The 21,340-nt window shown below is 67.3% G+C and carries 19 protein-coding genes; 9 read left to right on the forward strand and 10 right to left on the reverse strand.

Annotation, left to right across the window (positions count from 1 at the left end):
• Positions 1-64: 64 nt before the first annotated feature.
• The 3 genes from MTBSS4_RS15400 to aprB all read right to left on the reverse strand — a co-directional run bounded on the left by MTBSS4_RS15400 (position 65) and on the right by aprB (position 3,628).
• Positions 65-1,024: a YkgJ family cysteine cluster protein gene (locus tag MTBSS4_RS15400; protein ID WP_173984277.1), complete on the reverse strand. Its 960-nt coding sequence runs from the start codon at positions 1,022-1,024 to the stop codon at positions 65-67.
• A 203-nt stretch (positions 1,025-1,227) separates the two neighbouring features.
• Positions 1,228-3,150 carry an adenylyl-sulfate reductase subunit alpha gene (aprA, locus tag MTBSS4_RS15405; protein ID WP_173984278.1) on the reverse strand — a complete coding sequence of 641 codons (1,923 nt, stop codon included), beginning with the start codon at positions 3,148-3,150 and terminating at the stop codon, positions 1,228-1,230.
• Positions 3,151-3,205: 55 nt separating this feature from the next.
• On the reverse strand, positions 3,206-3,628 hold the full coding sequence (gene aprB, locus MTBSS4_RS15410; RefSeq protein WP_173984279.1) for an adenylyl-sulfate reductase subunit beta: 423 nt from the start codon (positions 3,626-3,628) through the stop codon (positions 3,206-3,208).
• A gap of 221 nt (positions 3,629-3,849) precedes the next feature.
• Here aprB and MTBSS4_RS15415 point away from each other — a divergent pair, with 221 nt between their 5' ends.
• The 6 genes from MTBSS4_RS15415 (at position 3,850) to MTBSS4_RS15440 (ending at position 10,769) form a co-directional block, all read left to right on the forward strand.
• Positions 3,850-4,227 carry a nucleotide pyrophosphohydrolase gene (locus tag MTBSS4_RS15415; protein ID WP_173984280.1) on the forward strand — a complete coding sequence of 126 codons (378 nt, stop codon included), beginning with the start codon at positions 3,850-3,852 and terminating at the stop codon, positions 4,225-4,227.
• Between the two features lie 106 nt (positions 4,228-4,333).
• Positions 4,334-5,503, forward strand: coding sequence for a sulfate adenylyltransferase (gene sat / locus MTBSS4_RS15420; protein WP_173984281.1), 1,170 nt, complete (start codon positions 4,334-4,336; stop codon positions 5,501-5,503).
• 198 nt (positions 5,504-5,701) lie between these two features.
• The gene (locus tag MTBSS4_RS15425; protein ID WP_173984282.1) at positions 5,702-6,982 is read left to right on the forward strand and encodes an FAD-dependent oxidoreductase; all 1,281 of its coding nucleotides are present in this window, start codon (positions 5,702-5,704) and stop codon (positions 6,980-6,982) included.
• A 4-nt stretch (positions 6,983-6,986) separates the two neighbouring features.
• Positions 6,987-9,242: a hydrogenase iron-sulfur subunit gene (locus MTBSS4_RS15430; RefSeq protein WP_173984283.1), complete on the forward strand. Its 2,256-nt coding sequence runs from the start codon at positions 6,987-6,989 to the stop codon at positions 9,240-9,242.
• 2 nt (positions 9,243-9,244) lie between these two features.
• The gene (locus MTBSS4_RS15435) at positions 9,245-9,862 is read left to right on the forward strand and encodes a 4Fe-4S dicluster domain-containing protein (protein ID WP_173984284.1); all 618 of its coding nucleotides are present in this window, start codon (positions 9,245-9,247) and stop codon (positions 9,860-9,862) included.
• A 7-nt stretch (positions 9,863-9,869) separates the two neighbouring features.
• The gene (locus MTBSS4_RS15440) at positions 9,870-10,769 is read left to right on the forward strand and encodes a CoB--CoM heterodisulfide reductase iron-sulfur subunit B family protein (RefSeq protein WP_173984285.1); all 900 of its coding nucleotides are present in this window, start codon (positions 9,870-9,872) and stop codon (positions 10,767-10,769) included.
• A gap of 57 nt (positions 10,770-10,826) precedes the next feature.
• Here the strand turns inward: MTBSS4_RS15440 and MTBSS4_RS15445 are convergent, their stop codons facing one another.
• Positions 10,827-11,066, reverse strand: a complete 240-nt coding sequence (locus MTBSS4_RS15445; RefSeq protein ID WP_173984286.1) for an Lrp/AsnC ligand binding domain-containing protein — start codon at positions 11,064-11,066, stop codon at positions 10,827-10,829.
• A 42-nt stretch (positions 11,067-11,108) separates the two neighbouring features.
• On the reverse strand, positions 11,109-12,728 hold the full coding sequence (locus tag MTBSS4_RS15450) for a DEAD/DEAH box helicase (protein ID WP_173984287.1): 1,620 nt from the start codon (positions 12,726-12,728) through the stop codon (positions 11,109-11,111).
• Between the two features lie 169 nt (positions 12,729-12,897).
• Between MTBSS4_RS15450 and MTBSS4_RS15455 the strand changes: the two genes are divergently transcribed.
• Both MTBSS4_RS15455 and MTBSS4_RS15460 read left to right on the forward strand, forming a co-directional pair.
• Positions 12,898-13,440 carry a hydrolase gene (locus MTBSS4_RS15455; RefSeq protein WP_173984288.1) on the forward strand — a complete coding sequence of 181 codons (543 nt, stop codon included), beginning with the start codon at positions 12,898-12,900 and terminating at the stop codon, positions 13,438-13,440.
• Positions 13,441-13,450: 10 nt separating this feature from the next.
• On the forward strand, positions 13,451-14,143 hold the full coding sequence (locus MTBSS4_RS15460) for an alpha/beta fold hydrolase (RefSeq protein WP_173984289.1): 693 nt from the start codon (positions 13,451-13,453) through the stop codon (positions 14,141-14,143).
• On the opposite strand, the gene MTBSS4_RS15465 is transcribed toward MTBSS4_RS15460, so the two are convergent.
• The gene (locus MTBSS4_RS15465) at positions 14,144-14,779 is read right to left on the reverse strand and encodes a ribonuclease T2 (protein ID WP_173984290.1); all 636 of its coding nucleotides are present in this window, start codon (positions 14,777-14,779) and stop codon (positions 14,144-14,146) included.
• Positions 14,780-14,885: 106 nt separating this feature from the next.
• Between MTBSS4_RS15465 and MTBSS4_RS15470 the strand changes: the two genes are divergently transcribed.
• Entirely contained in the window at positions 14,886-15,659 is a 774-nt protein-coding gene (locus MTBSS4_RS15470; protein WP_173984291.1) for a hypothetical protein, read from the forward strand.
• Positions 15,660-15,663: 4 nt separating this feature from the next.
• On the opposite strand, the gene MTBSS4_RS15475 is transcribed toward MTBSS4_RS15470, so the two are convergent.
• From MTBSS4_RS15475 to MTBSS4_RS15490, 4 genes are read right to left on the reverse strand one after another with little or no spacing between them, the layout of a single operon-like run.
• Positions 15,664-17,724, reverse strand: a complete 2,061-nt coding sequence (locus MTBSS4_RS15475) for an AsmA-like C-terminal region-containing protein (protein ID WP_173984292.1) — start codon at positions 17,722-17,724, stop codon at positions 15,664-15,666.
• Positions 17,721-19,145 carry a hypothetical protein gene (locus tag MTBSS4_RS15480; RefSeq protein ID WP_173984293.1) on the reverse strand — a complete coding sequence of 475 codons (1,425 nt, stop codon included), beginning with the start codon at positions 19,143-19,145 and terminating at the stop codon, positions 17,721-17,723. The genes MTBSS4_RS15475 and MTBSS4_RS15480 overlap by 4 nt, the downstream gene beginning before the upstream one ends.
• Positions 19,142-20,761: a hypothetical protein gene (locus tag MTBSS4_RS15485; protein WP_173984294.1), complete on the reverse strand. Its 1,620-nt coding sequence runs from the start codon at positions 20,759-20,761 to the stop codon at positions 19,142-19,144. The genes MTBSS4_RS15480 and MTBSS4_RS15485 overlap by 4 nt, the downstream gene beginning before the upstream one ends.
• A gap of 56 nt (positions 20,762-20,817) precedes the next feature.
• Entirely contained in the window at positions 20,818-21,336 is a 519-nt protein-coding gene (locus MTBSS4_RS15490) for a gamma carbonic anhydrase family protein (RefSeq protein WP_173984295.1), read from the reverse strand.
• Between the last annotated feature and the right edge of the window lie 4 nt (positions 21,337-21,340).

Below are 21,340 nucleotides of genomic sequence, written 5' to 3' on the forward strand. Positions count from 1 at the left end.
GCATCGCCAGGGGCCGGCCCGCGCGGCGCGTGCGCCGCCGGCCCCTGGACGGACGGCGCGCGGTTCAGGCGGCGCCCATCTCGGTTCTGGCCTTGGCGATGGCCTGCTGGAGGACGTGTTCCTTCAGCGTCAGGGTGGGTTCATTGAACAGCACCGCCTTCAGCCAGTCGTAGCCCAGCAGCAGCAGCGCCTCGTCGTCGGTCTTGATGATGTCGACCGCCTCGGGGGCGATTTCGTAGGACTCCAGGAACCGGGTGTTGAGAACGAAGTTGCGGAAGGCGTCGACGTCTGCGGTGGCCATGAAGAACATCTTGCGGGTGGCCAGCGACGGGGCCTTGCCCATGGGGCCGCCCATGGTGCTCCACGACGCCATCTTCATCAGGATGTCGATCCAGCCGCGATCCACCCGCTCGTTGTCGGTGACCTGCTGTTCGGCCTTGTAGGCGCCGACATTCTGGACCTGATCCTCGTCGTGGCCCTTGCAATGGGGCTCGGTGACGATGAAGTTGAAGTCCTCCTTGGACTCGGCGTCCTTCATCTTCATGGAGACCACGCCTAGCGGGTAGTATCGGCAGGTGGCTGGCCGTGCGGCATAGACCGAACAGCCGTCATCGGTGACGAAGGCGCAGGCGCCCTTGCCGTCGGTGCCGCCCATCTTCAGCTTGGCCACCGGCAGGTTGGATTTGTCGAAGGTGGCGGGCACGGTGTATTCGGCCAGGAACTGGGCCGGGCGCACCTCGAAATGCTTGGACAGCCGCAGGATGTCGTAAGGCGTCAGGGTGATGTCGGCGCCGTGGCAGCACTGGTTCCAGCACGACACCCCCTTGTGGCAGCGGAAGCGGAAGGTGTCCTCGGCATCGAGGCGTACCGGGTTGACCGGGGTGCCGCCCTCGCCGCGCACGGCGTCGAACACCTCCAGCTGAAGGTCGGGCTCGGCCGGGACATAGGTGCTGGCCGCCAGTTCCTCCTCGTCGATGTAGTAATCGTCGTCGTCATCGCCGGGGGTGCGGGGCGTGTTGCTCATGGGGGGCTCTCTTCCGAAAGTCGCAGGTTAGGCTCATCCTTCGAGACGGCCCTCTCGGGCCTCCTCAGGATGAGGAACAGTAGCATGACCTCGTCCTGAGGAGCGAAGCGTCTCGAAGGGCGGGGGCATGGAAAGGCCGAAGACAAGTCGGGGCGCCGGCAAGCCGGCGCCCCGTCCAAGTCATCGGCGCTGGAGGAAAGGGCTCAGTGGCCCTGGCCCTCGTAGCGCTTCTCGACCATGTCGACATGGGCGCGCTTGAAGCACTTCCAGTCGCCGGTGTCGGGGTCGATGCGGCTGTTGACGAAGCACTTCCACTCGGCCTCGTTCAGCTTCGGATAGTCGGCGCGGTAGTAGAAGCCCGGATAGCGGGTCTCCTCGCGGAACATGATGTGCCGCAGATGCGCCTCGGCGGTGACGATGCGGTGATAGTTCTCCCAGGCCCGCATCAGCTCGTGCAGGTCCTTGGCGCGCATCTTCTTGCTGTCTTCCTTCAGCATGGTCAGGTACTGAAGGCCCATCTCAAGCAGCTTGCCGTTGGTGTTGTAGTAGGTGGACACGCCGGCCACGTACTCGTCCATCAGCTTCTGCAAGCGCATCTGGAGCATGCGCGGCAGGATGTAGTTGGGGTTCACGTCCTCGGCGGTGGTCTTGTCCTTGTGCTCGAGGTAGGTGCGGACCGGCTTGTAGATCTCCTCGGTGATCGCCTTGATGTCGCCCTTCAGCGCCGGCTTGAAGCCCTTGTTGTCGCGGACGAACTTCACCATGTTCTTGGCGGCGATGCGGCCTTCGGCGTGCGAGCCCGACGAGAACTTGTGGCCCGAGGCCCCGACGCCGTCGCCGGCGGTGAACAGGCCCTTCACGGTGGTCATGCGGTTGTAGCCCCACTTCCACTCAGCCGGCGAGTTCAGGTCGTCCGGCCCCGACACCCAGATGCCGCAGCAGCCGGAATGGCTGCCCAGCAGGTAGGGCTCGGTCGGCATCAGTTCGGAGGGGGTCTTTTCGGGGCGGATGTTGTTGCCCGCCCACACGCCGGCCTGGCCGATGCACATGTCCAGGAAGTCTTCCCAGGCCTCGGCCTCCAGGTGCTTGATCTCCTGGGGGGTCATGGTCTCGGCCAGCTTGGCCATGGCCGCCGGGGTCTGCATCAGGATCGGGCCGCGGCCCTCCTTCATTTCCTTCAGCATGGCGTGGTTGCGCAGGCAGGTCGGAACCACCGTGGCCTTGTCGTAGGGAGCGAAATCGGCCAGCATCTCGGCGTTCTTCACCACGTAGTCCTCGCCGAAGCCGTTGGTGGCCTTCGACTTGAACAGCAGGAACCACGCGCCCACCGGGCCGTAGCCGTCCTTGAAGCGGGCCGGCACGAAGCGGTTTTCCATCATGGTCAGCTCGGCACCGACTTCCGCCGCCATGGCGTAGGTCGAGCCGGCGTTCCACACCGGGTACCAGGTGCGGCCGTTGCCCTCGCCGGTCGAGCGGGGACGGAAGCAGTTCACCGCGCCGCCGGCCACGTCCAGGATGGCGTTGGCGCGGAAGACGTACAGCTTGTGCTCGCGCACCGAGAAACCGACGGCGCCGGCGATCCGGTTGCCTTCGTTCTGGTCGAGCAGCATCTTCACGATGAAGCAGCGCTCGATGATGTTCTCGATGCCGAGCGCCTTCTTGGCGGCTTCGGCGACGATGGTCTTGTAGCCCTCGCCGTTGATCATGATCTGCCACTTGCCCGAACGGACCGGCTTGCCGCCGTCCTTCAGGGGCACGCCCTCGGTGCTCTTGTCCTTCCAGATGGGCAGGCCCCATTCCTCGAACATATGCACCGAATCGTCGACGTGACGGCCCACGTCGTAGACCAGGTCGTCGCGGGTGATGCCCATCAGGTCGGCCGAGACCATGCGGCAGTAATCGGCCGGGTCGCGGTCGGGGCCGAGATAGGTGTTGATGGCGGACAGGCCCATGGCGACGGCGCCGGAGCGGTCGAGGGCGGCCTTGTCGACCAGGGTGATCTTGGCGTCGGGAGCCCAGCGGCGGGCCTCGAAGGCGGCGCCGCAGGCGGCCATGCCGCCGCCGATGATCAGAATATCGGTATCGATCTCAATAATTTCCGGATTGCCGAAGCTATATTCGGTCATAGTCGTTTCCTTCCCTTGGAAGCGCGGTCCTGGTGCTCTGATCCCGTCGGGGGCTTCAGATGCGCGGCAGGGTCTTGCCCGTCTCGGTGAACAGCAGGTGGTCGTCCAGGCTGCCCGGAGCCGACTTGCCGGCATAGGGGTCGATGGAGCCGACCGGGGTGGTGCGGACCGGGAACTTGAAGCGCTTCACCTCGCCATCGCGGAACTTGATGGTCCACATGATGGCGCTGTCGGTGCGCATGGGGATGACGGCGCCGCCCATGGGGACGAAATCCTGATAGGCACGCACTTCGATGGCCTGCTGCGGGCAAGCCTTGACGCAGCACTGGCATTCCCAGCACTGGTCGGGTTCCTGGTTGAAGGCCTTCATCCGGGCGGTGTCGAGCTTCATCAGGTTATTGGGGCAAATATACATGCAGGCGGTGACCGTGCCGCCCTTGCAGCCGTCGCACTTCTCGGTATGGACAAACGTAGGCATTAAAACCTCCCCAGTTGCCTTTCGGCGGGTCTCCCTCTCGTGGCCGAGGCCGTTATCCGGAGCGGCTGCGCGAGTCTGCGCGTCCCCCTCCGGGGTCGACCGGCTATTCACCATTTATATTACGTGTTTTACATATTTGCAATGCGTGACATACATCATGCGACCGACAATTTCGTTAACATTGGAACGGATGCAATGAAGCAACGCAATCGGCGGGAATCATGAAAGAATCGGATTCAAGTCCCCCTCCGTCCCTGGCCGGATTGACCGAAAGATTGCTGGCGTTCCGCGACGCCAGGGACTGGCGCCAGTTTCACACCGTCAAGAATCTGATGCTGTCGCTGGCCCTGGAGGCGGCCGAGGTGATGGAGCTCGCCCAATGGAAGACCGACGAGCAGGTCGACGCCGCCCTGGCCGATCCGGTCCTGCGGCATCGGCTGGAGGAGGAATGCGCCGATGTCCTGCTGTACCTGCTGCTGCTGGCCGAACGCACCGGAATCGACCTGGCGCGGGCGGCCGAGGCCAAGATCGCCGTCAACGAGGCCCGTTACCCGATCGATAAGTCGCGGGGTAACGCACGGAAATATAACGAACTTTAGTACAACAGCAGATTCTTGTGGAAAAGACGCATAATTTAGACTTTCATAATGTGAGGCGAGGGGCCCGATAGAGGCCCCCGTGACAGAGAGAGGGAGTGCAGGAGACATGTCCAAGCTGGTGCAGCCCCATGGCGGCGGCTCGCTGAGCCCGTTGCTGTTGCCCGAGATCGAACGCAAGGAAGAACTGAAGCGCGCCGCGACGCTGCGGCCGGTCCCCATGACCAGCCGCGAGACCTCCGACGTCATCATGCTGGCCATGGGCGCTTACACGCCGCTGACCGGCTTCATGGGCGCCAGGGACTGGAAGGGCGTCTGCGCCGAGATGAAGACCGAATCCGGTCTGTTCTGGCCGATCCCCATCACGCTGTCCGCCACCCGCGAGCTGGCCAAGGCCATCAAGGACGACGAGGAGGTGGCGCTGGTCGACGGCGAGACCGGCGAGATCATGGCGGTGATGGAGGTCTCGGAAAAGTACGAGATCGACCGCGCCTTCGAATGCCAGCACGTCTACCGCACCACCGACCCCAAGCATCCCGGCGTGGAAAAGGTCAACGAGCAGGCCGCGGTCAACCTGGGCGGGCGGGTGCGCTGCCTGTCCGAGGGCGAGTATCCATCCAAGTACAAGGGGCTCTATCTGCGTCCGGCCGAAAGCCGCGCCCTGTTCGCCGAGAAGGGATGGTCCCGCGTCGCCGCCTTCCAGACCCGCAACCCCATGCACCGCTCGCACGAGCATCTAGCCAAGATCGCGGTCGAGGTTTGCGACGGCGTCTTCATCCATCAGGTGCTGGGCAAGCTGAAGCCGGGCGACATCCCCGCCGAGACCCGCACCAAGGCCATCGACGCCATGATCGAGGGCTATTTCGTGCCCGGCACGGTGATCCAGGCCGGCTATCCCATCGAGATGCGCTATGCCGGCCCGAGGGAGGCGCTGATCCACGCCCTGATCCGCCAGAACTTCGGCTGCTCGCACCTGATCGTCGGGCGCGATCATGCCGGCGTCGGCGACTATTACGGCCCGTTCGACGCCCAGCATGTCTTCGACACGCTGTGGCCGGGCGCGCTGGAGACCAAGCCGCTCAAGATCGACATCACCTTCTACTGCAAGAAGTGCATGGGCATGGCCACCGCCAAGACCTGCCCGCATGGGACCGAGCATCAGGTCAACATCTCGGGCACCAAGCAGCGCGAGATGCTGTCCAAGGGCGAGCCGATTCCGCCGGAATTCAGCCGGCCGGAAGTGGTGGCGATCCTGCGCGAATATTATGCCGGTCTATAGACCGGATACGTCGTCCTCGTCCTTCGAGACGGCCCCTTGGGCCTCCTCAGGACGAGGAACGTGGTTGTGTAGGGAACCCGACGCGCCAGAAAGGCGCGGAGTTGCGGCCAAAGGCCGGCGCGGCCCGTGCCGCGAAAGCCAAGCCACCGGAGGTGGCGCCCGGCACTTGAGGGGCAAAAAACGAGTGGGGAGAGGGATATGACGGATAGACAACCGCAAAGCCGGACCATCATGGTGGTCGGCGGCGGCATAGCCGGCGTCACCGCCGCCATCGAGGCGGCCGAGGCCGGCTATGACGTGGTCATGGTGGAGAAATCGCCGACCCTGGGCGGCCGGGTCGCCCAGATGAACCGCTACTTTCCCAAGCTGTGCCACCCCACCTGCGGCCTGGAAATCAATTACCAGCGCATCAAGAAGTCGAAGCGCATCAGCCTGTTCACCCTGTCGACGGTGGCGGCGGTGAAGGGCTCGGCCGGCGCCTACACGGTGACGGTGAAGTCCGAGCCCCGCTTCGTGAAGCCCAACTGCACCGCCTGCGGCGATTGCGCCGCCGTGGCGGAGACCGAGTTGCCCGATCCGTTCAATTACGGCATGAAGACGGTCAAGGCCGCTTGGCTGCCCCACACCATGGCGTTTCCCATGCGCTACGTGGTGGCGCCCGAGGTGGCGAAGACCCCCGAGGGCGAGCGCATCAAGGCCGCCTGCAAGATCGGCGCCATCGACCTGGACGACAAGGGCGACACCTTCGACCTGGAGGTGGGCGCCATCGTCTGGGCCACCGGCTGGAAGCCCTATCCTGCCGCCAACCTGACCGCGTATCGCTGGTCCGACATTCCCGACGTCATCACCAATGTGGAGATGGAGCGCCTGGCCTCGCCCGACGGTCCCACCAAGGGCCGCATCGTGCGTCCCTCCGACGGCGCGGTGCCGAGGAAGGTGGCGCTGATCCAGTGCGCCGGCTCGCGCGATCTCAATCATCTCGCCTATTGCTCGCGCATCTGCTGTCTCGCCTCCATGAAGCACGCCGCCTATGTGCGCGAGCAGGTGGCCGAGGCCGAGGTGGACGTCTACTACATCGACCTGCGCGCCCACGATAAGCTGGAAAGCTTCATGCGCCGGCTTCAGGCCGATCCGCAGGTCCGCTTCGTCAAGTCCAAGCCCGCCCGCATCGAGCGGGGCGAGAGCGGCGGCCCCGTGGTCTGCGGCGAGAACACCCTGACCCGTCAGGTTTATGCCGAACCCTACGATCTGGTGGTCCTGGCCACCGGCATGCAGGCCTCGGTGGAGGGCGACGGCAGGCTGGCCGGAGCCTACGACGATTACGGCTTCGTCTTTACCGAAGGCGACAGCATCGGCGCCGGCGTCGCCTCCGGGCCGCTCGACGTTTCCATGTCGGTTCAATCGGCGACCGCCGCGGCCTGCAAGGCCATCCAACTGGTTTCGGGGCAGGTCGTCTCGGGCGTGCGCGGGCAGGAGTAGGGACATGACCGAGAGGAAGACCGGGATTTACCTGTGCAGCGGCTGCGGCATCGGGGAATCGGTGGACGTGGCGTTGCTGGAAGGCGTCGCCAAGAAGGAGTTCAAGCTGGACTCCAGGACCCACGCCTGCCTGTGCGGCGACGAGGGTGTCGCCATGATCAGGGCCGACATCGAGGCGGGCGTCAATCAGGTGGCCATCGCCGCCTGTTCGGCCCGCGTCATGACCGACCGCTTCGGCTTCGAGCCCATCCAGGTGCTGCGCGCCGATCTGCGCGAGAAGGTGACCTGGAGCCACGCCCCCAATCACGAGGACACCCAGGCGCTGGCCGAGGATGCCGTGCGCATGGTCCTGACCCAGGCCGGCAAGGTCAAGGCGCCGGAACCCTATGTGGAGGGGGAGTGGTCGTCGCGCATCCTGGTGATGGGCGGCGGCGTCACCGGCCTGGAGGCCGCCCTGCAATCGGCGGCGCTGGGGCACGAGGTGCTGCTGCTGGAAAAATCGGATCGCCTCGGCGGCCGTGCCCTCGATGCGTCGAAGCGCCTGCCGTATCGTCCGCCCTATGCCCAGCCCGAGGTTAACGACATCGCCGGTCTGGTCGCCAGGGTCGGCGCCGAGTCCAAAATTTCGGCACGGCTCGGCTGCACCGTCACCCAGACCTCGGGCATGCCCGGCCGCTTCATGGTCAACCTGTCCGACGGCAGTGTCGAGACGGTGGGCGCCATCGTGGTGGCCACCGGCTGGCGGCCCTATGATGCCTCCAAACTGGGCCATCTCGGCTATGGCGCCTCGCCCGACGTGGTGACCGGTGTCGAGCTGGAAGCCATGCTGAAGGCCGGCAAGGTCGCCCGCAAGTCCAACGGCGCCCCGGTCAAGTCGGTGGCCTTCGTCCAGTGCGCCGGGTCGCGCGATCCCGACCATCTGCCCTATTGCTCGTCGGTGTGCTGCGCCTCGTCGCTGAAGCAGGCCCTCGAACTGATCGAGGCCGAGCCCGACACCAATGCTTACGTGGTCTATCAGGAGATGCGCACGCCGGGCGTGATGGAGGAACTGTACCGTACCGCCCAGTCGGCCGGCGTCATCTTCATGAAGGGCAAGGTCAAGACGGTGGGGGCCGATCTTACCGTGACCGTCGCCGACGAGCTGATCGGCGAGGACGTGCCGCTGGCCGGCCTCGACATGGTGGTTCTGGCCACCGGCATGGTGCCCAATTCGACCAATCCCGACCAGCCCGCCCCCGAAACCGGGGCCGAGCAACTGGCCGGCGACGTCGATCCGGAAGCGCCGTTCCCGGTGGCGGGCTATTGCGGCGACGCGCCGCCGGCCCACGCCAAGCGGGAACAGGCGGTGCCCGAGGGCGGCTCGCTGCTCAATCTGCAATATCGCCAGGGGCCGCACCTGCCGGTGCTGCATGACGGCTTCGCCGATTCGCATTACATCTGCTTCCCCTACGAGACCCGGCGCACCGGCATCTACACCGCCGGTCCGGTGCGGCGTCCGATGGATTGGGCCGAGGCGGCGGAAGACGCCTCGGGCGCGGTGCTGAAGGCGGTGCAGGCGGTGCGTTCGGCCTCGGCCGGCGCGGCGCTGCATCCCCGCGTCGGCGATCTGTCGTATCCGAAGATCAACCTGAACCAGTGCACCAAGTGCAAGCGCTGCACCGTGGAATGCCCGTTCGGCGCCATCGACGAGGACGAGCAGACCTATCCCATCGTCAATTCCACCCGCTGCCGCCGCTGCGGCACCTGCATGGGCGCCTGCCCGGTCCGGACCATCAGCTTCGACAACTACTCGGTCGACATGCTGTCTTCCATGATCAAGTCGGTGAAGATTCCCGACGAGTTCTCGGGCAAGCCGCGCATCCTGATCATGGCCTGCGAGAACGATGCCATTCCGGCGCTGGACATGGCCGGCATCAAGCGCAACCAGTGGTCGGCCCACGTTCGCGTCGTGCCGGTGCGCTGCCTGGGCTCGGTTTCTCTGCTGTGCATCTCGGATGCGCTGTCGGTGGGCTATGACGGCGTCATGATGATGGGCTGCAAGCCCGGCGACGACTACCAGTGCCACTTCGTCAAGGGCTCGGCCATGGCGGCGGAACGCCTGTCCAAGGTCGGCGAGACCCTGAAGAGCATGATGCTGGAGCCCGAGCGCGTCACCCAGGCCGAGGCCTCCATCGCCGACGCAGACCGCCTGCCCAAGGTGATCGACGCCTTCGTCGAGCAGATCACCGCCATCGGCTTCAATCCGTTCAAGGGGTTCTGAGCATGACCGCCCTGTCCCCCACGCCATCGAAGAAATACGACCTGTCCTTCGCCCGCTGGGTCTACGACAACGTCGACGGCGGCGACCGTCTGGCGCTGTGCATGCAATGCGGCACCTGTTCGGGCTCGTGCCCCATCGGCACCCAGATGGATCACGGCCCGCGCAAGCTGTTCATGATGATCCGCGCCGGCATGAAGGAGGCGGTGCTGACCTCCAACACCCTGTGGAACTGCGTATCCTGCTACAATTGCGTGGTGCGCTGCCCCAGGAAGGTGCCGGTTGCCTATATCCTGCACGATCTCGCCACCGTGGCGGTGCGCGAAGGCTATGCCGAGGCCAGGAACAGCGACAACGCCCGCTTCGCCAAGGCGTTCTGGTGGTCGGCGGCCAAGTACGGCCGCACCGACGAGCGGCTGGTGACCGGCAAGTATTATTTCAGCTTCGGCATGGCCGAGGGCTACAAGCGCGGCATGGCGAACCTGCCCATCGCGCTCGGCATGATCAAGACCAAGCGCATGCATCTCGGCATGCCGCATGCGTGCAAGAACACCGGCGAGTTGCACAAGGTCCTGGCCAAGGCGGCCGAGATCGAGGCCCGCGATCACGGCAAGCAGGGGTAGACCAGCCATGACCAAGACCATGTCCTATTATCCCGGCTGCTCGTCGCAGGCTTCGGCGGTTCATCTGGATACCAGCTTGCGCGCCGTCATGGGCAAGTTGGGCGTTCAGCTTCGCGACGTCGAGGACTGGAACTGCTGCGGCGCCTCGGTCGGCCATATCGAGGGCGGCCATCTGGGGCAGGCGGCGTTGTCGGGCCGCAATCTGGCCAACGCCCAGGCGGCAGGGGGCGAGGATTTCGTCACGCCTTGCGCCGCCTGCTATCTCAACAGCCACTACACCAACGAGAAGATCCGCGAGAACCCGACGCTGAAGGCCCAGGTCAACGAGGCGCTGGCCGAGGCCGGAAAGTCCTATGACGGCGGCCTGCACGTCCGCCATGCCTGCGAGGTCATCGTCAACGATATCGGCGTCGACAAGGTGAAGGAGCAGGTGACCAATCCCCTGACCGGCATGAAGATGGCCGGCTGGGTCGGTTGCCAGACGGTGCGGCCCTTCGCCAACACCGAGCGCGGCGGCACCTGGGAGACCTACGACGATCCCAGCTTCCTCGACGACTTCATCGCCGCCTGCGGCGCCGAGGCGGTGCCGTTCAAGGGCAAGACCAAGTGCTGCGGCGGTTCGGTCAGCGTCATGAGTCCCGACAAGACCCTGCACCTGATGAAGGACATCCTGGACGAGGTGAAGGCCTCGGGTGCCGAGGCCGTGGTCACGCCCTGCCCGCTGTGCCAGACCAACCTGGAAATGTATCAGCCGCAGATCAACAAGGCCTTCGGCACCGACTTCAATTATCCGGTGCTGTTCTACAGCCAGGTGATGGCGGTGGCCTTCGGGCTGGAAGGCAAGACCGACGCGGCGCTGCACCAGCACCTGATTCCGCCGGAGGCGTTGCTGTCGAAGGCGAAGTAGGGACGCAAGGGGATTTGCAGGCGGGCGCCTCGTGGCGCCTGCCCGCTGAAGAGCGGCCTATGAGAAGGCCTTGAAGGCGATCAGGGTGAAGGTGTCCTTGACGCCGGGCAGCCGCTGAATCACGTCGGCAACGAACATGCCGATATCGGCGTCGCTTTCCAGATAGCATTTCAGCATCAGGTCGTATTGGCCCGAGATGGAGTGGACCTCGGACACCTGTTCGATATCCACGGCGGCGTCGGCCACCTTGTAGGTGGCGCCCAATTCGCATTTCACCTGGACGAAGATGGTCTGCATCCTGGCGTCTCCCTTGGGAAAGGCGGGGCGATGCCCCGCCGGTCAGGCCTCGGACTCGTCGGAATCCGCGTCCGCCTTGTCGCGGGCCGGGGATTTGGCCGGCAGCGGCACGGTGACGAAGATGAAATCCGGCGGATGATCGCCGAACCCGATGACGCCATCGGGATGCAGCATCTCGCCGATGCCCAGTTCGTCGATGCGTCCGCGCCGACGGCCGCCGCGGTCCTCGCGGCCACGGCCCCGTCCACCCCGGTCGTCGCGGGAGCGTTCCTCGCGGGGACGTTCCTCGTGGGGGCGTTCCTCGCGAACGCGGGCGGGGCGGGGCTCGCGCCGGGGCGGATCGGCCAGTTCGGGCTGAGGCGCGTCCAGGGCGACGACCTCCACCTTGGCGGTCTCGACGCTTTCGTCGCGAGGCTTGCGCGGGCGGCGTTCGGCGCGCTCGGGCTTGGGGCCGCGCTCGGATTTGTCGCCGCCGCGTTCGGGCTTGCCGCCGCTGCGTCCGCCGCGTCCCTTGCGGGCCGACATGTCCAGTTCCAGGGCGGGGACGCCCTCGACCTCGATGCGGGGAATAGGATTGCCGATCAGCTTCTCGATGGCGGCGACGAAGCGGCCGTCGTCGGGGGTGGCGATGGTGAAGGCATGTCCGGCCATGCCGGCGCGGCCGGTGCGGCCGATGCGGTGGATGTAATCCTCGGCATGGATGGGCACGTCGAAATTGAAGACGTGGCTGACCGCCGAGATGTCGATGCCGCGGGCGGCGACGTCGGAGCACACCATCAGGCGGGCTTCGTTCTTCTTGAACTTGTCCAGGGTCTCGCTGCGGGCCGACTGGGCCATGTCGCCGTGCAACTGGACCACGTCGAAGCCGTGCTTCTTGAGCGAGCGGTACAGCACGTCCACGTCGCGCTTCCTGTTGCAGAAGATGAAGGCGTTCTTCACCTCCTCGATGCGGATCAGGTGGCGCAGGGTTTCCCGCTTGTCGATTTCCTCGACCACCGCCATGGCCTGGACCACCGTGGTGGCGGTCGACGTGCCGGGAGATGTGGTGATCTCCTTCGGATTCATCAGGAAGGCGTCGGCGAGGCGGCGGATTTCCGGCCCCAGCGTCGCCGAGAAGAACAGGGTCTGCCTGATCTTGGGCAGCAGGCCGACGATGCGTTCCACATCGGGGATGAAGCCCATGTCCAGCATGCGGTCGGCTTCGTCGATCACCAGGACCTTGACGTCGTTGAGCAGGATGCGGCCGCGCTCGAACATGTCGAGCAGGCGGCCGGGCGTGGCGATCAGCACGTCGACGCCGCGGTCCAGCAGGGCGACCTGGTCGCTCATGGACTCGCCGCCGATGATCAGCGCCTTGTTCAGCTTGTGGTACTTGCCGTACTTGTCGAAATTGTCGGCCACCTGGGCCGCCAGTTCGCGGGTCGGCGCCAGGATGAGCGAGCGCGGCATGCGCGCCTTGGCGCGGCCGGCCGCCAGGATCTCGATCATCGGCAGGGTGAAGGACGCCGTCTTGCCGGTGCCGGTCTGGGCGCAGCCCAGCACGTCGCGTCCCATCAGGACCACCGGGATGGCTTGCGCCTGAATCGGCGTGGGGGTTGTATAGCCCGCTTCCGCGAGAGCTTGTAGCAACTCGGAGCCGAGGCCAAGATCTTCGAAAGTCATCGAAGTGCTGTCCGGGCCGTCTGAACGGCCATGTTCGCTGGGGAGTGTCATATGCGGGCGGATAATAGGGGTTCGCGCGGCCAAGTCAACTTCTGATGGGGATCGTCGAGACGATTGCGTCCGGCGACGCTCGCCGATACCTTTTCCCCAATAGTCAAGGAGCCCGTCCATGCTGATCTCGGCCGAACATTCCGCCCTGCTTGTCGTCGACGTCCAGCAAGGGCTGGCGCCGGTGATGTCCGAACCCCGCCGTGTCTATCGCGGCTGTTCCCTGCTGATGCGGGCCGCCCTGCGGCTAAACCTGCCGCTGGTGGTCAGCGAGCAGTATCCCAAGGGATTGGGGCATACCGTCGGCGAACTGCTGGAACTGGCGCCCGAGGGATCGGTGATGGAAAAGATTCACTTCTCCTGCGCTGCCGAGTCCCCGATCCTTGAGCGTTTTCAGGCGCTGGGCCGCAAGCGGCTGGTGATCGCCGGCATCGAATCCCACGTCTGCGTCCTGCAAAGCGCCCTGGGGTTCAAGGCGGCGGGATTCGACCCGGTGGTGGTGGCCGACGCCTGTGCGTCGCGCACCGAGCTCAGCTATCAGACCGCCATGGCCCGCATGGCGGCCAACGGCATCGAGATCGCCACGGTCGAGATGGTGATCTTCGAGTGGCTGCACCGGGCCGGCACCCCGGAATTCAAGGACCTCTCCGCACTGATAAAATAAGGAATCCACCATGCCGGTTCCGTTGGTTCTTCTGCCCGGGCTGCTGAACGACCGGCGCTTGTGGGCCCATCAGGCCGAGGCGTTGTCCGCCACCCGCCCGGTTCTGGTGGGCGATCTGACCCAGGATGACGGCATCGAGGCCATCGCCCGGCGGGTGCTGGCCGCCGTGCCGCCGCGCTTCGCCCTGGCCGGCCTGTCCATGGGCGGCTATGTCGCCATGGAGATCATGCGTCGTGCGCCGGAACGGGTCGATCGCCTGGCCCTGCTGGACACCACCGCCCGTCCGGACCTGCCGGAACAGAGCCAGCGGCGCCTGGACGCCATCGCCGTCGCCCGGTCTGGCGGTTTTGACAAGATCATGCCGGCCATGCTGCCCAACCTGCTGTGCGCCGCCTCGCTGGCCGATCCGGCCATCACCGGACTGGCCAGGGACATGGCGCGGGCGGTGGGGGCCGAGGCCTTCATTCGTCAGCAGACCGCCATCATGGCCCGGCCGGATTCAAGGCCCGGCCTTGCCGCCATCGCCTGCCCGACCCTGGTTCTGTGCGGCGCCGAGGACACACTGACGCCGCCCGACCGCCACCGGGAGATGACCGAACTGATCCCCGGCGCCCGACTGGAGATCGTCGAGGGGGCGGGCCACCTGTCGCCCATGGAGCAGCCCGGGGCGGTGCTGGCGGCGCTGGCCGGATGGCTGGAATAGTCACCGCTCCTTCATCGTCACCGTGCCGGGGCAGTTGTCGCCGTCGGTGATGGCCTTGGGGCAATCCATGGGAGCCAGCGTCCGGTCGAGGCACAGCCGCACCTCGGAAAGGGCTGCGCCCTTGCAGCGGACCGTGACGGCGGCCGGGGGAAGGTCCGGCCACAGGCGCTTCAGCGCCGAGACCTTGATGCGGGCCGATCCGACCTCTCCTCCCAGGCCGTAGCGGCTCACCGCCGCGCCGATCAGCCGGAAATACTCGTCCGGACGGGTGGTGACGCATGCCCCGTGCTTGTTCCATTGGTGGGTGTGGAGCTTGCCGCCGATCATCACCCGCGATACCTCCGGAGGCACCGCCGACGGCGCCAGGGGAGGGCCGCCGCAGCATTGCGGCCAGCCTCCCCTGGAATATTGCGGCCACAGGCCGTGGACGACGAAGCCGTGGCGGGGGGCGCCGCCATCGCATTGCTGCGGATTGGAGCGTCCCGCCGGTCCGGCGCAGAATGCCGGCGACCACGACAGGCTGAGCAGGTAATGGTCGAACTCTCCGGTCCGCCCCCGGGATGGACCGCAGGATTCCGCCGCGGCCGGCCCGGCCAGGATACAGGCGAGAAGGGAAAGCATGGCGACGCGGCGCATGGTGGTATCTCTTTCCAGGGCTTATGGAAAATAAACGGTTCCGGCTTTATATTGGAATGAAGGGGCGATCATTTTGGATCGCCAGGACACGGAAAGGTTCATTCCCATGGGGGACAGAGGGCCGCAGCATCTGCGCAAGACCACCAACGTGGTCCTCGACGCCCTGGTCATGGCGGTGGAAAAGGCCACCCATCGCGATTCCCTCAGCCGCTCGGCGCTGGAGAGCATCGTGTCCGGGCTCAAGGTCTCGACCGCCTTCGATGATTTCTACCATCGCTCCTATCGGGAGATCATGGAGATCGTCGAGGGCGACAAGCGCGAGCAGCGCCGCAACAACGCCTTCGGCCGTCTGGTCATGCATCCGCTGAGCCCCCTGTTCGAGAGCGGGGTGCTGGATCGCGCCCTGGTTCCCAACATCCTCAATTTCCTTCACATGGCGCTGGGCGACGAGGTCGACGCCCATGCCGAGCGCTGCGCCTCCATCATCGGGGCGCTACGGGACGACCTGGGGGACCATTTCACCTGGGACGCCTTTTACGACGACGGCGAGGCCAAGATCGTGTTGTGGCGCACGCTGGTGCACATCGCGGCGTCGTTCAAGCGCTATGACCTGCGCAAGGACTGGTTCATCAAGCTGATGCAGAACTGCCCCACCTCCATCAGCCTGGCGTCCAACGCCTTCGTCACCCGCGAGCATGACCCCAACGAGGAACCCATCGTATTCGGCGAGCACGAATTCTGCGCCTTCTTCCATGCCCTGTTCGATCCCCTGGCCGAACTGTCGTCCAGGGACGATGCCACCTTCCGCAAGGAATTCGGCGTCGATCCCCATCATCTGATCGGCGGCTTCCTGGTCAACCTGGCCACCTGCACGATTTAGCTAGCTATTCCCTGTTCTGGCGCGGCTTGATTCCCAGCAGCGATTCGATCAGGCCGCCGCCCTTGCCCTTCAGCGCCCTGCCCAGGCCGCGCTCCACCAGATGGCGTTGCAGGGCGTTGATGTCGATGGTCTTGCCGGGTGATCCCAGCCGCCCTTCCAGCCGCAGGCCCAGCGGCGGCGTGTCGGGAGCCGACAGGCGGAAGGCGAGGCGGGCGTCGATGCGGTCCTTCGGCAGGTCGAGGACGGCGGTGCCGGTGGCGCCGCCACCTTCCGCCACCATCTTGATGTCGCGGCTGTCCACCACTCCGTTGGCGATGGTGAAGGGGGCCGACAGCGACGATACCCGCGACTGGCCGCCCGACAGCCCCGTCTGAACCAGGGCGAGCAGGCTGCCGATGTTTTCCAGCCGGCTCATCTGCCCGTTGATGGCGGCCAGATCGAAGCCGTCGACCACGCCGTCCCTGACCTCCATCCGGCCATCGCCGTTCAGGCTGGCCAGCGGATCGGTCCAGCGGGCCGACAGCCGCGCCTCGCCGTCCAGGCGTCCCTTGCTGGCCTTCAGGCCGCCGGCGCTCAGGCCGAGGCCGGCGATGTCGGCTCCACTGACCAGCAAGGTGACGGCGGCGCCGGACTCGTTGGCGCGGCCGGCGCCGCTGATCCGGCCGTCCAGCATCCGGCCGTCGAACCGCTCGACGCTGGCCTGTCCGTCGGACAGGATCACGCGGGCGCGGATGTCGGTCAGCCGGATCGCCTTGCCCCAGGCCGGCAGATAGGGGGCCAGGGCGACGGCCGGGCTGGCGATGTCGGCTTCCAGGCGGGGCAGGCCGGTCAGGATCAGCCGGCCGCCGCCGGTCACGGCGACGTCGCCGGTTCCGGCGCGGATGGAGTCCAGGATCAGGCCGTCGTCCTCGGGCCGGCCCGTCAGGCTGGCGCTGATTCCCTTGCCCGACAGATTGGCGGTGATGACGGGGCGGGGGCCGATGGTGATCGTGGCGTCGCCGAGGATGCGGGTGTCGTCCACCGTCAGGACGAGGCGGGGCAGGGCGATGCGCTCGCCCGCAAGGGTGACGGGGGAGTCCAGCCGCAGGCGGCGCGGCGGCGGGGCGGCGGCCTTCAGGATTCCATCGAAGGCGGGGCGGCCGTCGCGGGCGACGAGGGTTCCGCTCAGTTCCGCCTGTACCGGTCCCGCACCCCGCGCCTTGGCGTGGGCGATGTCGAAACGGCCGTTGTCGAGCAGACCGGCGATCTCCACCGCCTCCAGCGTGACGCCGCGCCAGCGCAGTCGCCCGACCGAGGCCGACAGGTTGACGGTGACGCCGGCGGGCAGGGCGAAGCCGGCCGGTTCCGATGAGACCGGAGTTGTCGGCGGGACGTTGGCCGGTGCCGCCGACGGAGTGGGGCCGGGCCGGGGGGGCTCGGCTCCGATGGCGGCGTCAAGGTCGATCCCATCGGCAGCCAGGGTGGCGTCCACCACCATCGGAGCGTGGCCCAGGCTGGCGATCAGGCTGGCGCGGGCGGCCGACGCGCCGACGGTCATGGTCACCTCGGGCAGCGACAGCTCGTCGGGGGTCAGCGTCATCGCCCCCGCCGCCGACAGCCGGGCCGAGGTCAGCCGCAGCATGCCCTCGCCCCGGCGCAGGTCGGTGAAGCCGTCGAAGGCGAGTTCGGCGACATCGCCATTCGGCAGGGGCAGGCGGCCACGGGCGGTCATGGCGCCATCGGGGGCAAGCGACGCCTCGACGCCGTCGACCGGGCCGATGCGCCCGTCGCTGAGGCTCAGGCGTTCGATCTCGCGCCGTCCGGCCAGCAGCGGCAGCAGCTTCACCGCGATGGTCAGGCGTCCGGCCGAGGCGCCATCCATCGCCAGACCGTCCAGGGTCGCGGCCGGGCTGGGCAGCAGCCGGGCCGAGATCGGGCCGGAGATGGTCACGGCGCGCCCCAGCGCCGCGCTGGCCGCCGCTTCCACCTCGGGGCGCAAGCGCGACCAGTCCATCAGCGCCGGCACCGCCACGGCCAGGACCGGAAGCGCCATCACGGCCGCGGCGGTCGCGGCGATGGCCCTCATGAGTCCAGCACCATGGCGAGGCCCAGCATCCACAGTCCCAGCAGCAGGGCGCCGGCCACCACGAACGGGCCGTTCCACTGGCGGGCCACGGTCCTGACCGGAACCTCGGCCATGCGCGCCACCGACATGATCGCCGCTCCGACCGGGGTCGAGCAGGCCGACAGCGCCCAGGCCCCCATCAGGCCGCTGGCCAGCACCAGCGGATGAAGGCCGATCCCGCCCATGTTGCCGAGGGCGCTGCCCAGCACCGTCACGGTGACGATCTGCGAGATGCCCAACTGGGCCAGCAGCATCACCGACCATGCCAGCAGCACCGCCACCAGGACCGGCGGCAGCGGCAGCCAGGCGATCATTCGGGCGGCGGCCTCGGGCGAGACGAAGGCCGAGACCACCGTGCCCAGGAACATGGCGCCGCCCAGGATGGCGACTTCGTGGCGGAAACCGGGCAGGCTGACGGCCAGCCGCCCGGCAAAGCCGCCGGCGGCCCGCAGGGCGGTCCGCGGATCGCCGCCGCCTTGCTGCGCCACCTGCCACAGCAGGGCGGCCACCGGCACCACGATCATGGCGCCGATCACCATGCGGACCGACAGGATTTCAGCGATGCCGACCGCCGCCGTCACCACGGCGATCACCAGCAGGGTCAGCCGCAGGACCGGCCGCCAGTCGACGCCGCCATCGCCGCCGACCAGGATGCGGGCGCGGGGCGGAAAGGCGAGACGGTCCATGATCCAGCCCAGCACCATCAGCAGCACCGCCAACGCCAGCTGGATTTGAAGCAGCCGCCACCACGGCAGGCCGGGAATGACGCCCTGGGTGACGGCGAACGACACCGCCAGCGGCGACCACACCGTCATCATGGCGAAACCGCGCAGGATGGCCGACAGCATGCGCTGCTTGCGGATGGACAGAACCGTCGGATCGCCGCCGGCGGCTTCCAGGGTGTTGCCCTTGACCACCATCATGCCCAGCAGCGGCAGCACCCCGAAATTCAGCGCCAGCGAGATGACGTGGCTGCCCAGGCTGAGCACGGCATAGCGGCGGCCGGGCGGCTGGCGCACCATCTGCTCGCCGCAGCTCTGCACCAGCGGCGACGAGGTGGCGGCGTCGCGCAGCATGCCGAGCGAGGTGAACAGCCCGGTGATGAAGGCGGCCTCGGCCAGCCCGCGCCGCAGCACCGTCAGCGGTTCGGGCAGCCACAGCAGGGCGGCGACGGCAGCGGCCATGGCCGGCAGCAGCATCCGCAGCCCGCCGATGGGAATTCGGCGGATTTCCAGCGCGACGAACAGCAGCAGGGCCATCGCGGCGGCGTCGCGGGCGGCATCCAGGCGCAGTACCGATCCGCCGATCGCGCCAAGGATGACCCCGGCCATGGCCAGGGTGGAGATGACGGCGATCGGGCCTGGGCGGGGAGGGACGCTCATCCCGCCAGCCGCGACTTGGGGGCCGGCAGGACCTTGGCCGGCCTGGCCAGATCCTTCATCAGGCCGGGGCCGTTGATCATGGCGAAGCCGCCCTGGACGGTTCCAACCACCACCTTGCGGCGGCGGATGCCCCAGGCATAGGCCCCCAGGCCGGCGGTTCCGGCATCCCGGACGAGGGCGGTCAGCGCTTGCAGCAACGGGTCGTCGTCGGTGCGTTCGGCCTCCGGCAACTCGGCGAGGTCGATGCCGATCAGACCGAAGCCGCAATCGGCGGCGCGGGGGGCGCGGGGATGGGACAGGCGGGTGCGCAGCATGACGGTGCGGCACAACGGCCGCAATGCCTGGACCACCGAGGCCAGTTGGGCGTCGGGGGCGCCGTCGGGGATGCCGAACAGTTCGATGAACAGCCGGCTGGCGCGGATCTCCTCGGACAGGTCGGCGAAGGGGGCCATCAGGCCGAGGCGGTGCGGCGAGGTCACCGAGCCCCAATGCAGCGGGACGATGGCCGCGGCCGGGCTGGAACGCATCTCGCGGGTGGCGTTGCCGATGGCGAAGCGATCCAGGGTCGGCGCCGATTCGCCGCCACCCGGCGGGTAGGCGCGGCAGCCCAGGTAGGGGGCGTGGTCGGGGGCGTCAAGCCGCTGGATCTGTGCCTGATAGGCGCCGATCACCTCGCCTTCGGCCATCCAGGTGGGGCGCCATGCCAGCGACAGGGCGGCATCGCCCGGCATGGGCGGAGTCTCGGCCAGGGTCGCCGGCGACGCCTTGGCGTCGCCGGCCATTTCCACCGCCGTCCAGGTGGGGTCGGCCACCCGCCGTGGCGTCGCCTCGGCCTTTTCGGCCGGCTTGGAGGGCAGCATGGACCGGCGCGGGGCGAAATCCTTGGCCGACAGCCTGGACGGACGCAGATGGGCGCGCAGATCCTGCTGTTCCGGCAGCGGTTCGGGCAGGGGCGAATGGCGGATGGGTTCGTCGGCGTTGACCTGCGGCTGGGTCAGATGGGGGCGATAGGCGGTCCGGGGCTTGGCGGCCGGGGCGATGATGGCGCGCATCTCGCCGACCGCGTCGTCGATGGCGCCGAGGTCCAGGCGGCCGTCCAGGCCAAGGGCGCTGGCCAGATCGATCTCGGCGGCCAGGGCCAGCGGCGCGTCGTGGCCGACGAACTGGGCGCCGACCAGCCGGGTTCCCAGTTCCTGGGCGATCTGCACGGCGCGGCGGCGACCCTCGGCATGGGGAACGGTGCGGAACAGCAGGACGAAGCAGTCGCGCCCCTGGCGGCCGTAGACGTTGCCGGCGCCGAGATGCAGGTTGATGACGCCCTCGGCGATCAGCAGCACCTTTTCGGACAGGCGGGACCATTTCTCGCCCACCGCCTCGCGGAACTCCACCAGCGAGATGACCTGCAGCTTGGCCTGGAACCGCCCGGCGTCCTCGCTCAGCATGTCGTCGAGCGCCAGGGTGAAGCTGTCCTCCACCACGTTGTGGCGGGTCTTGTCGTCGGCGGGCGACGGGGCGTCGGCGTCGGCCTCGTCCGCCCTTCCCACCAGCCGGCCCAGGGCCGCGAACGGCCGCGCCAGCCTGGAGAGCAGACTTTTCCTGGGCCGTGTGCCGCTCATGGTTCCTCCAGCATCCGCCGGTCGCAAGAATAGGGATCGGCGTGGCGGCCGGCAAGCTACCCGGCGCGGTAGCGTCCGGCCAGCGAAACGTAACCGGCGGCCGAGACCGGAAAGAACTCCTGCTCCTGCGGCGACAGCTGACGCATCGGCTTGGCGGGGTTGCCGGCCCACAATTCACCGGTCTTGACGCGCTTGCCCGGGGTCACCACCGCGCCGGCGGCGACCATGGCGCCGCTTTCCACCACCACGCCGTCCAGGATGGTGGCGCCCATGCCGATGAAGCAGCTGTCTTCCAGGGTGCAGGCGTGCAGGATGGCGCCGTGGCCGATGGTGATGTCCGAGCCGATATAGGTGCCCAGCTTGCCGCCGGTGACGTGGATGATAGTGCCGTCCTGGATGTTGGTGCGCTCGCCGATACGGATCTCGTGAACGTCGCCCCGGATGACGCAGTTGAACCACACCGAGGTGCCCGCTCCGATCACCACGTCGCCGATCACCACGGCGGTGGGCGCGATGAAGACGTCGTCGGCGATGGTGGGAGACGTACCCTGGAAGGGCATGACGTGGTTGCTCATCGTA

The sequence above is a fragment of the Magnetospirillum sp. SS-4 genome, assembly GCF_902729425.1.
GTDB lineage: Bacteria > Pseudomonadota > Alphaproteobacteria > Rhodospirillales > Magnetospirillaceae > Phaeospirillum.

Coding starts and splice junctions, on each gene's coding strand:
- MTBSS4_RS15400 (WP_173984277.1), bottom strand. CDS start 1,024: ATGAGCAACACGCCCCGCACCCCCGGCGATGACGACGACGATTACTAC.
- MTBSS4_RS15430 (WP_173984283.1), top strand. CDS start 6,987: ATGACCGAGAGGAAGACCGGGATTTACCTGTGCAGCGGCTGCGGCATC.
- MTBSS4_RS15490 (WP_173984295.1), bottom strand. CDS start 21,336: ATGAGCAACCACGTCATGCCCTTCCAGGGTACGTCTCCCACCATCGCC.
- aprA (WP_173984278.1), bottom strand. CDS start 3,150: ATGACCGAATATAGCTTCGGCAATCCGGAAATTATTGAGATCGATACC.
- MTBSS4_RS15455 (WP_173984288.1), top strand. CDS start 12,898: ATGCTGATCTCGGCCGAACATTCCGCCCTGCTTGTCGTCGACGTCCAG.
- MTBSS4_RS15485 (WP_173984294.1), bottom strand. CDS start 20,761: ATGAGCGGCACACGGCCCAGGAAAAGTCTGCTCTCCAGGCTGGCGCGG.
- MTBSS4_RS15470 (WP_173984291.1), top strand. CDS start 14,886: ATGGGGGACAGAGGGCCGCAGCATCTGCGCAAGACCACCAACGTGGTC.
- MTBSS4_RS15450 (WP_173984287.1), bottom strand. CDS start 12,728: ATGACTTTCGAAGATCTTGGCCTCGGCTCCGAGTTGCTACAAGCTCTC.
- MTBSS4_RS15440 (WP_173984285.1), top strand. CDS start 9,870: ATGACCAAGACCATGTCCTATTATCCCGGCTGCTCGTCGCAGGCTTCG.
- MTBSS4_RS15425 (WP_173984282.1), top strand. CDS start 5,702: ATGACGGATAGACAACCGCAAAGCCGGACCATCATGGTGGTCGGCGGC.
- sat (WP_173984281.1), top strand. CDS start 4,334: ATGTCCAAGCTGGTGCAGCCCCATGGCGGCGGCTCGCTGAGCCCGTTG.
- MTBSS4_RS15445 (WP_173984286.1), bottom strand. CDS start 11,066: ATGCAGACCATCTTCGTCCAGGTGAAATGCGAATTGGGCGCCACCTAC.
- MTBSS4_RS15435 (WP_173984284.1), top strand. CDS start 9,245: ATGACCGCCCTGTCCCCCACGCCATCGAAGAAATACGACCTGTCCTTC.
- MTBSS4_RS15480 (WP_173984293.1), bottom strand. CDS start 19,145: ATGAGCGTCCCTCCCCGCCCAGGCCCGATCGCCGTCATCTCCACCCTG.
- MTBSS4_RS15465 (WP_173984290.1), bottom strand. CDS start 14,779: ATGCGCCGCGTCGCCATGCTTTCCCTTCTCGCCTGTATCCTGGCCGGG.
- aprB (WP_173984279.1), bottom strand. CDS start 3,628: ATGCCTACGTTTGTCCATACCGAGAAGTGCGACGGCTGCAAGGGCGGC.
- MTBSS4_RS15460 (WP_173984289.1), top strand. CDS start 13,451: ATGCCGGTTCCGTTGGTTCTTCTGCCCGGGCTGCTGAACGACCGGCGC.
- MTBSS4_RS15475 (WP_173984292.1), bottom strand. CDS start 17,724: ATGAGGGCCATCGCCGCGACCGCCGCGGCCGTGATGGCGCTTCCGGTC.
- MTBSS4_RS15415 (WP_173984280.1), top strand. CDS start 3,850: ATGAAAGAATCGGATTCAAGTCCCCCTCCGTCCCTGGCCGGATTGACC.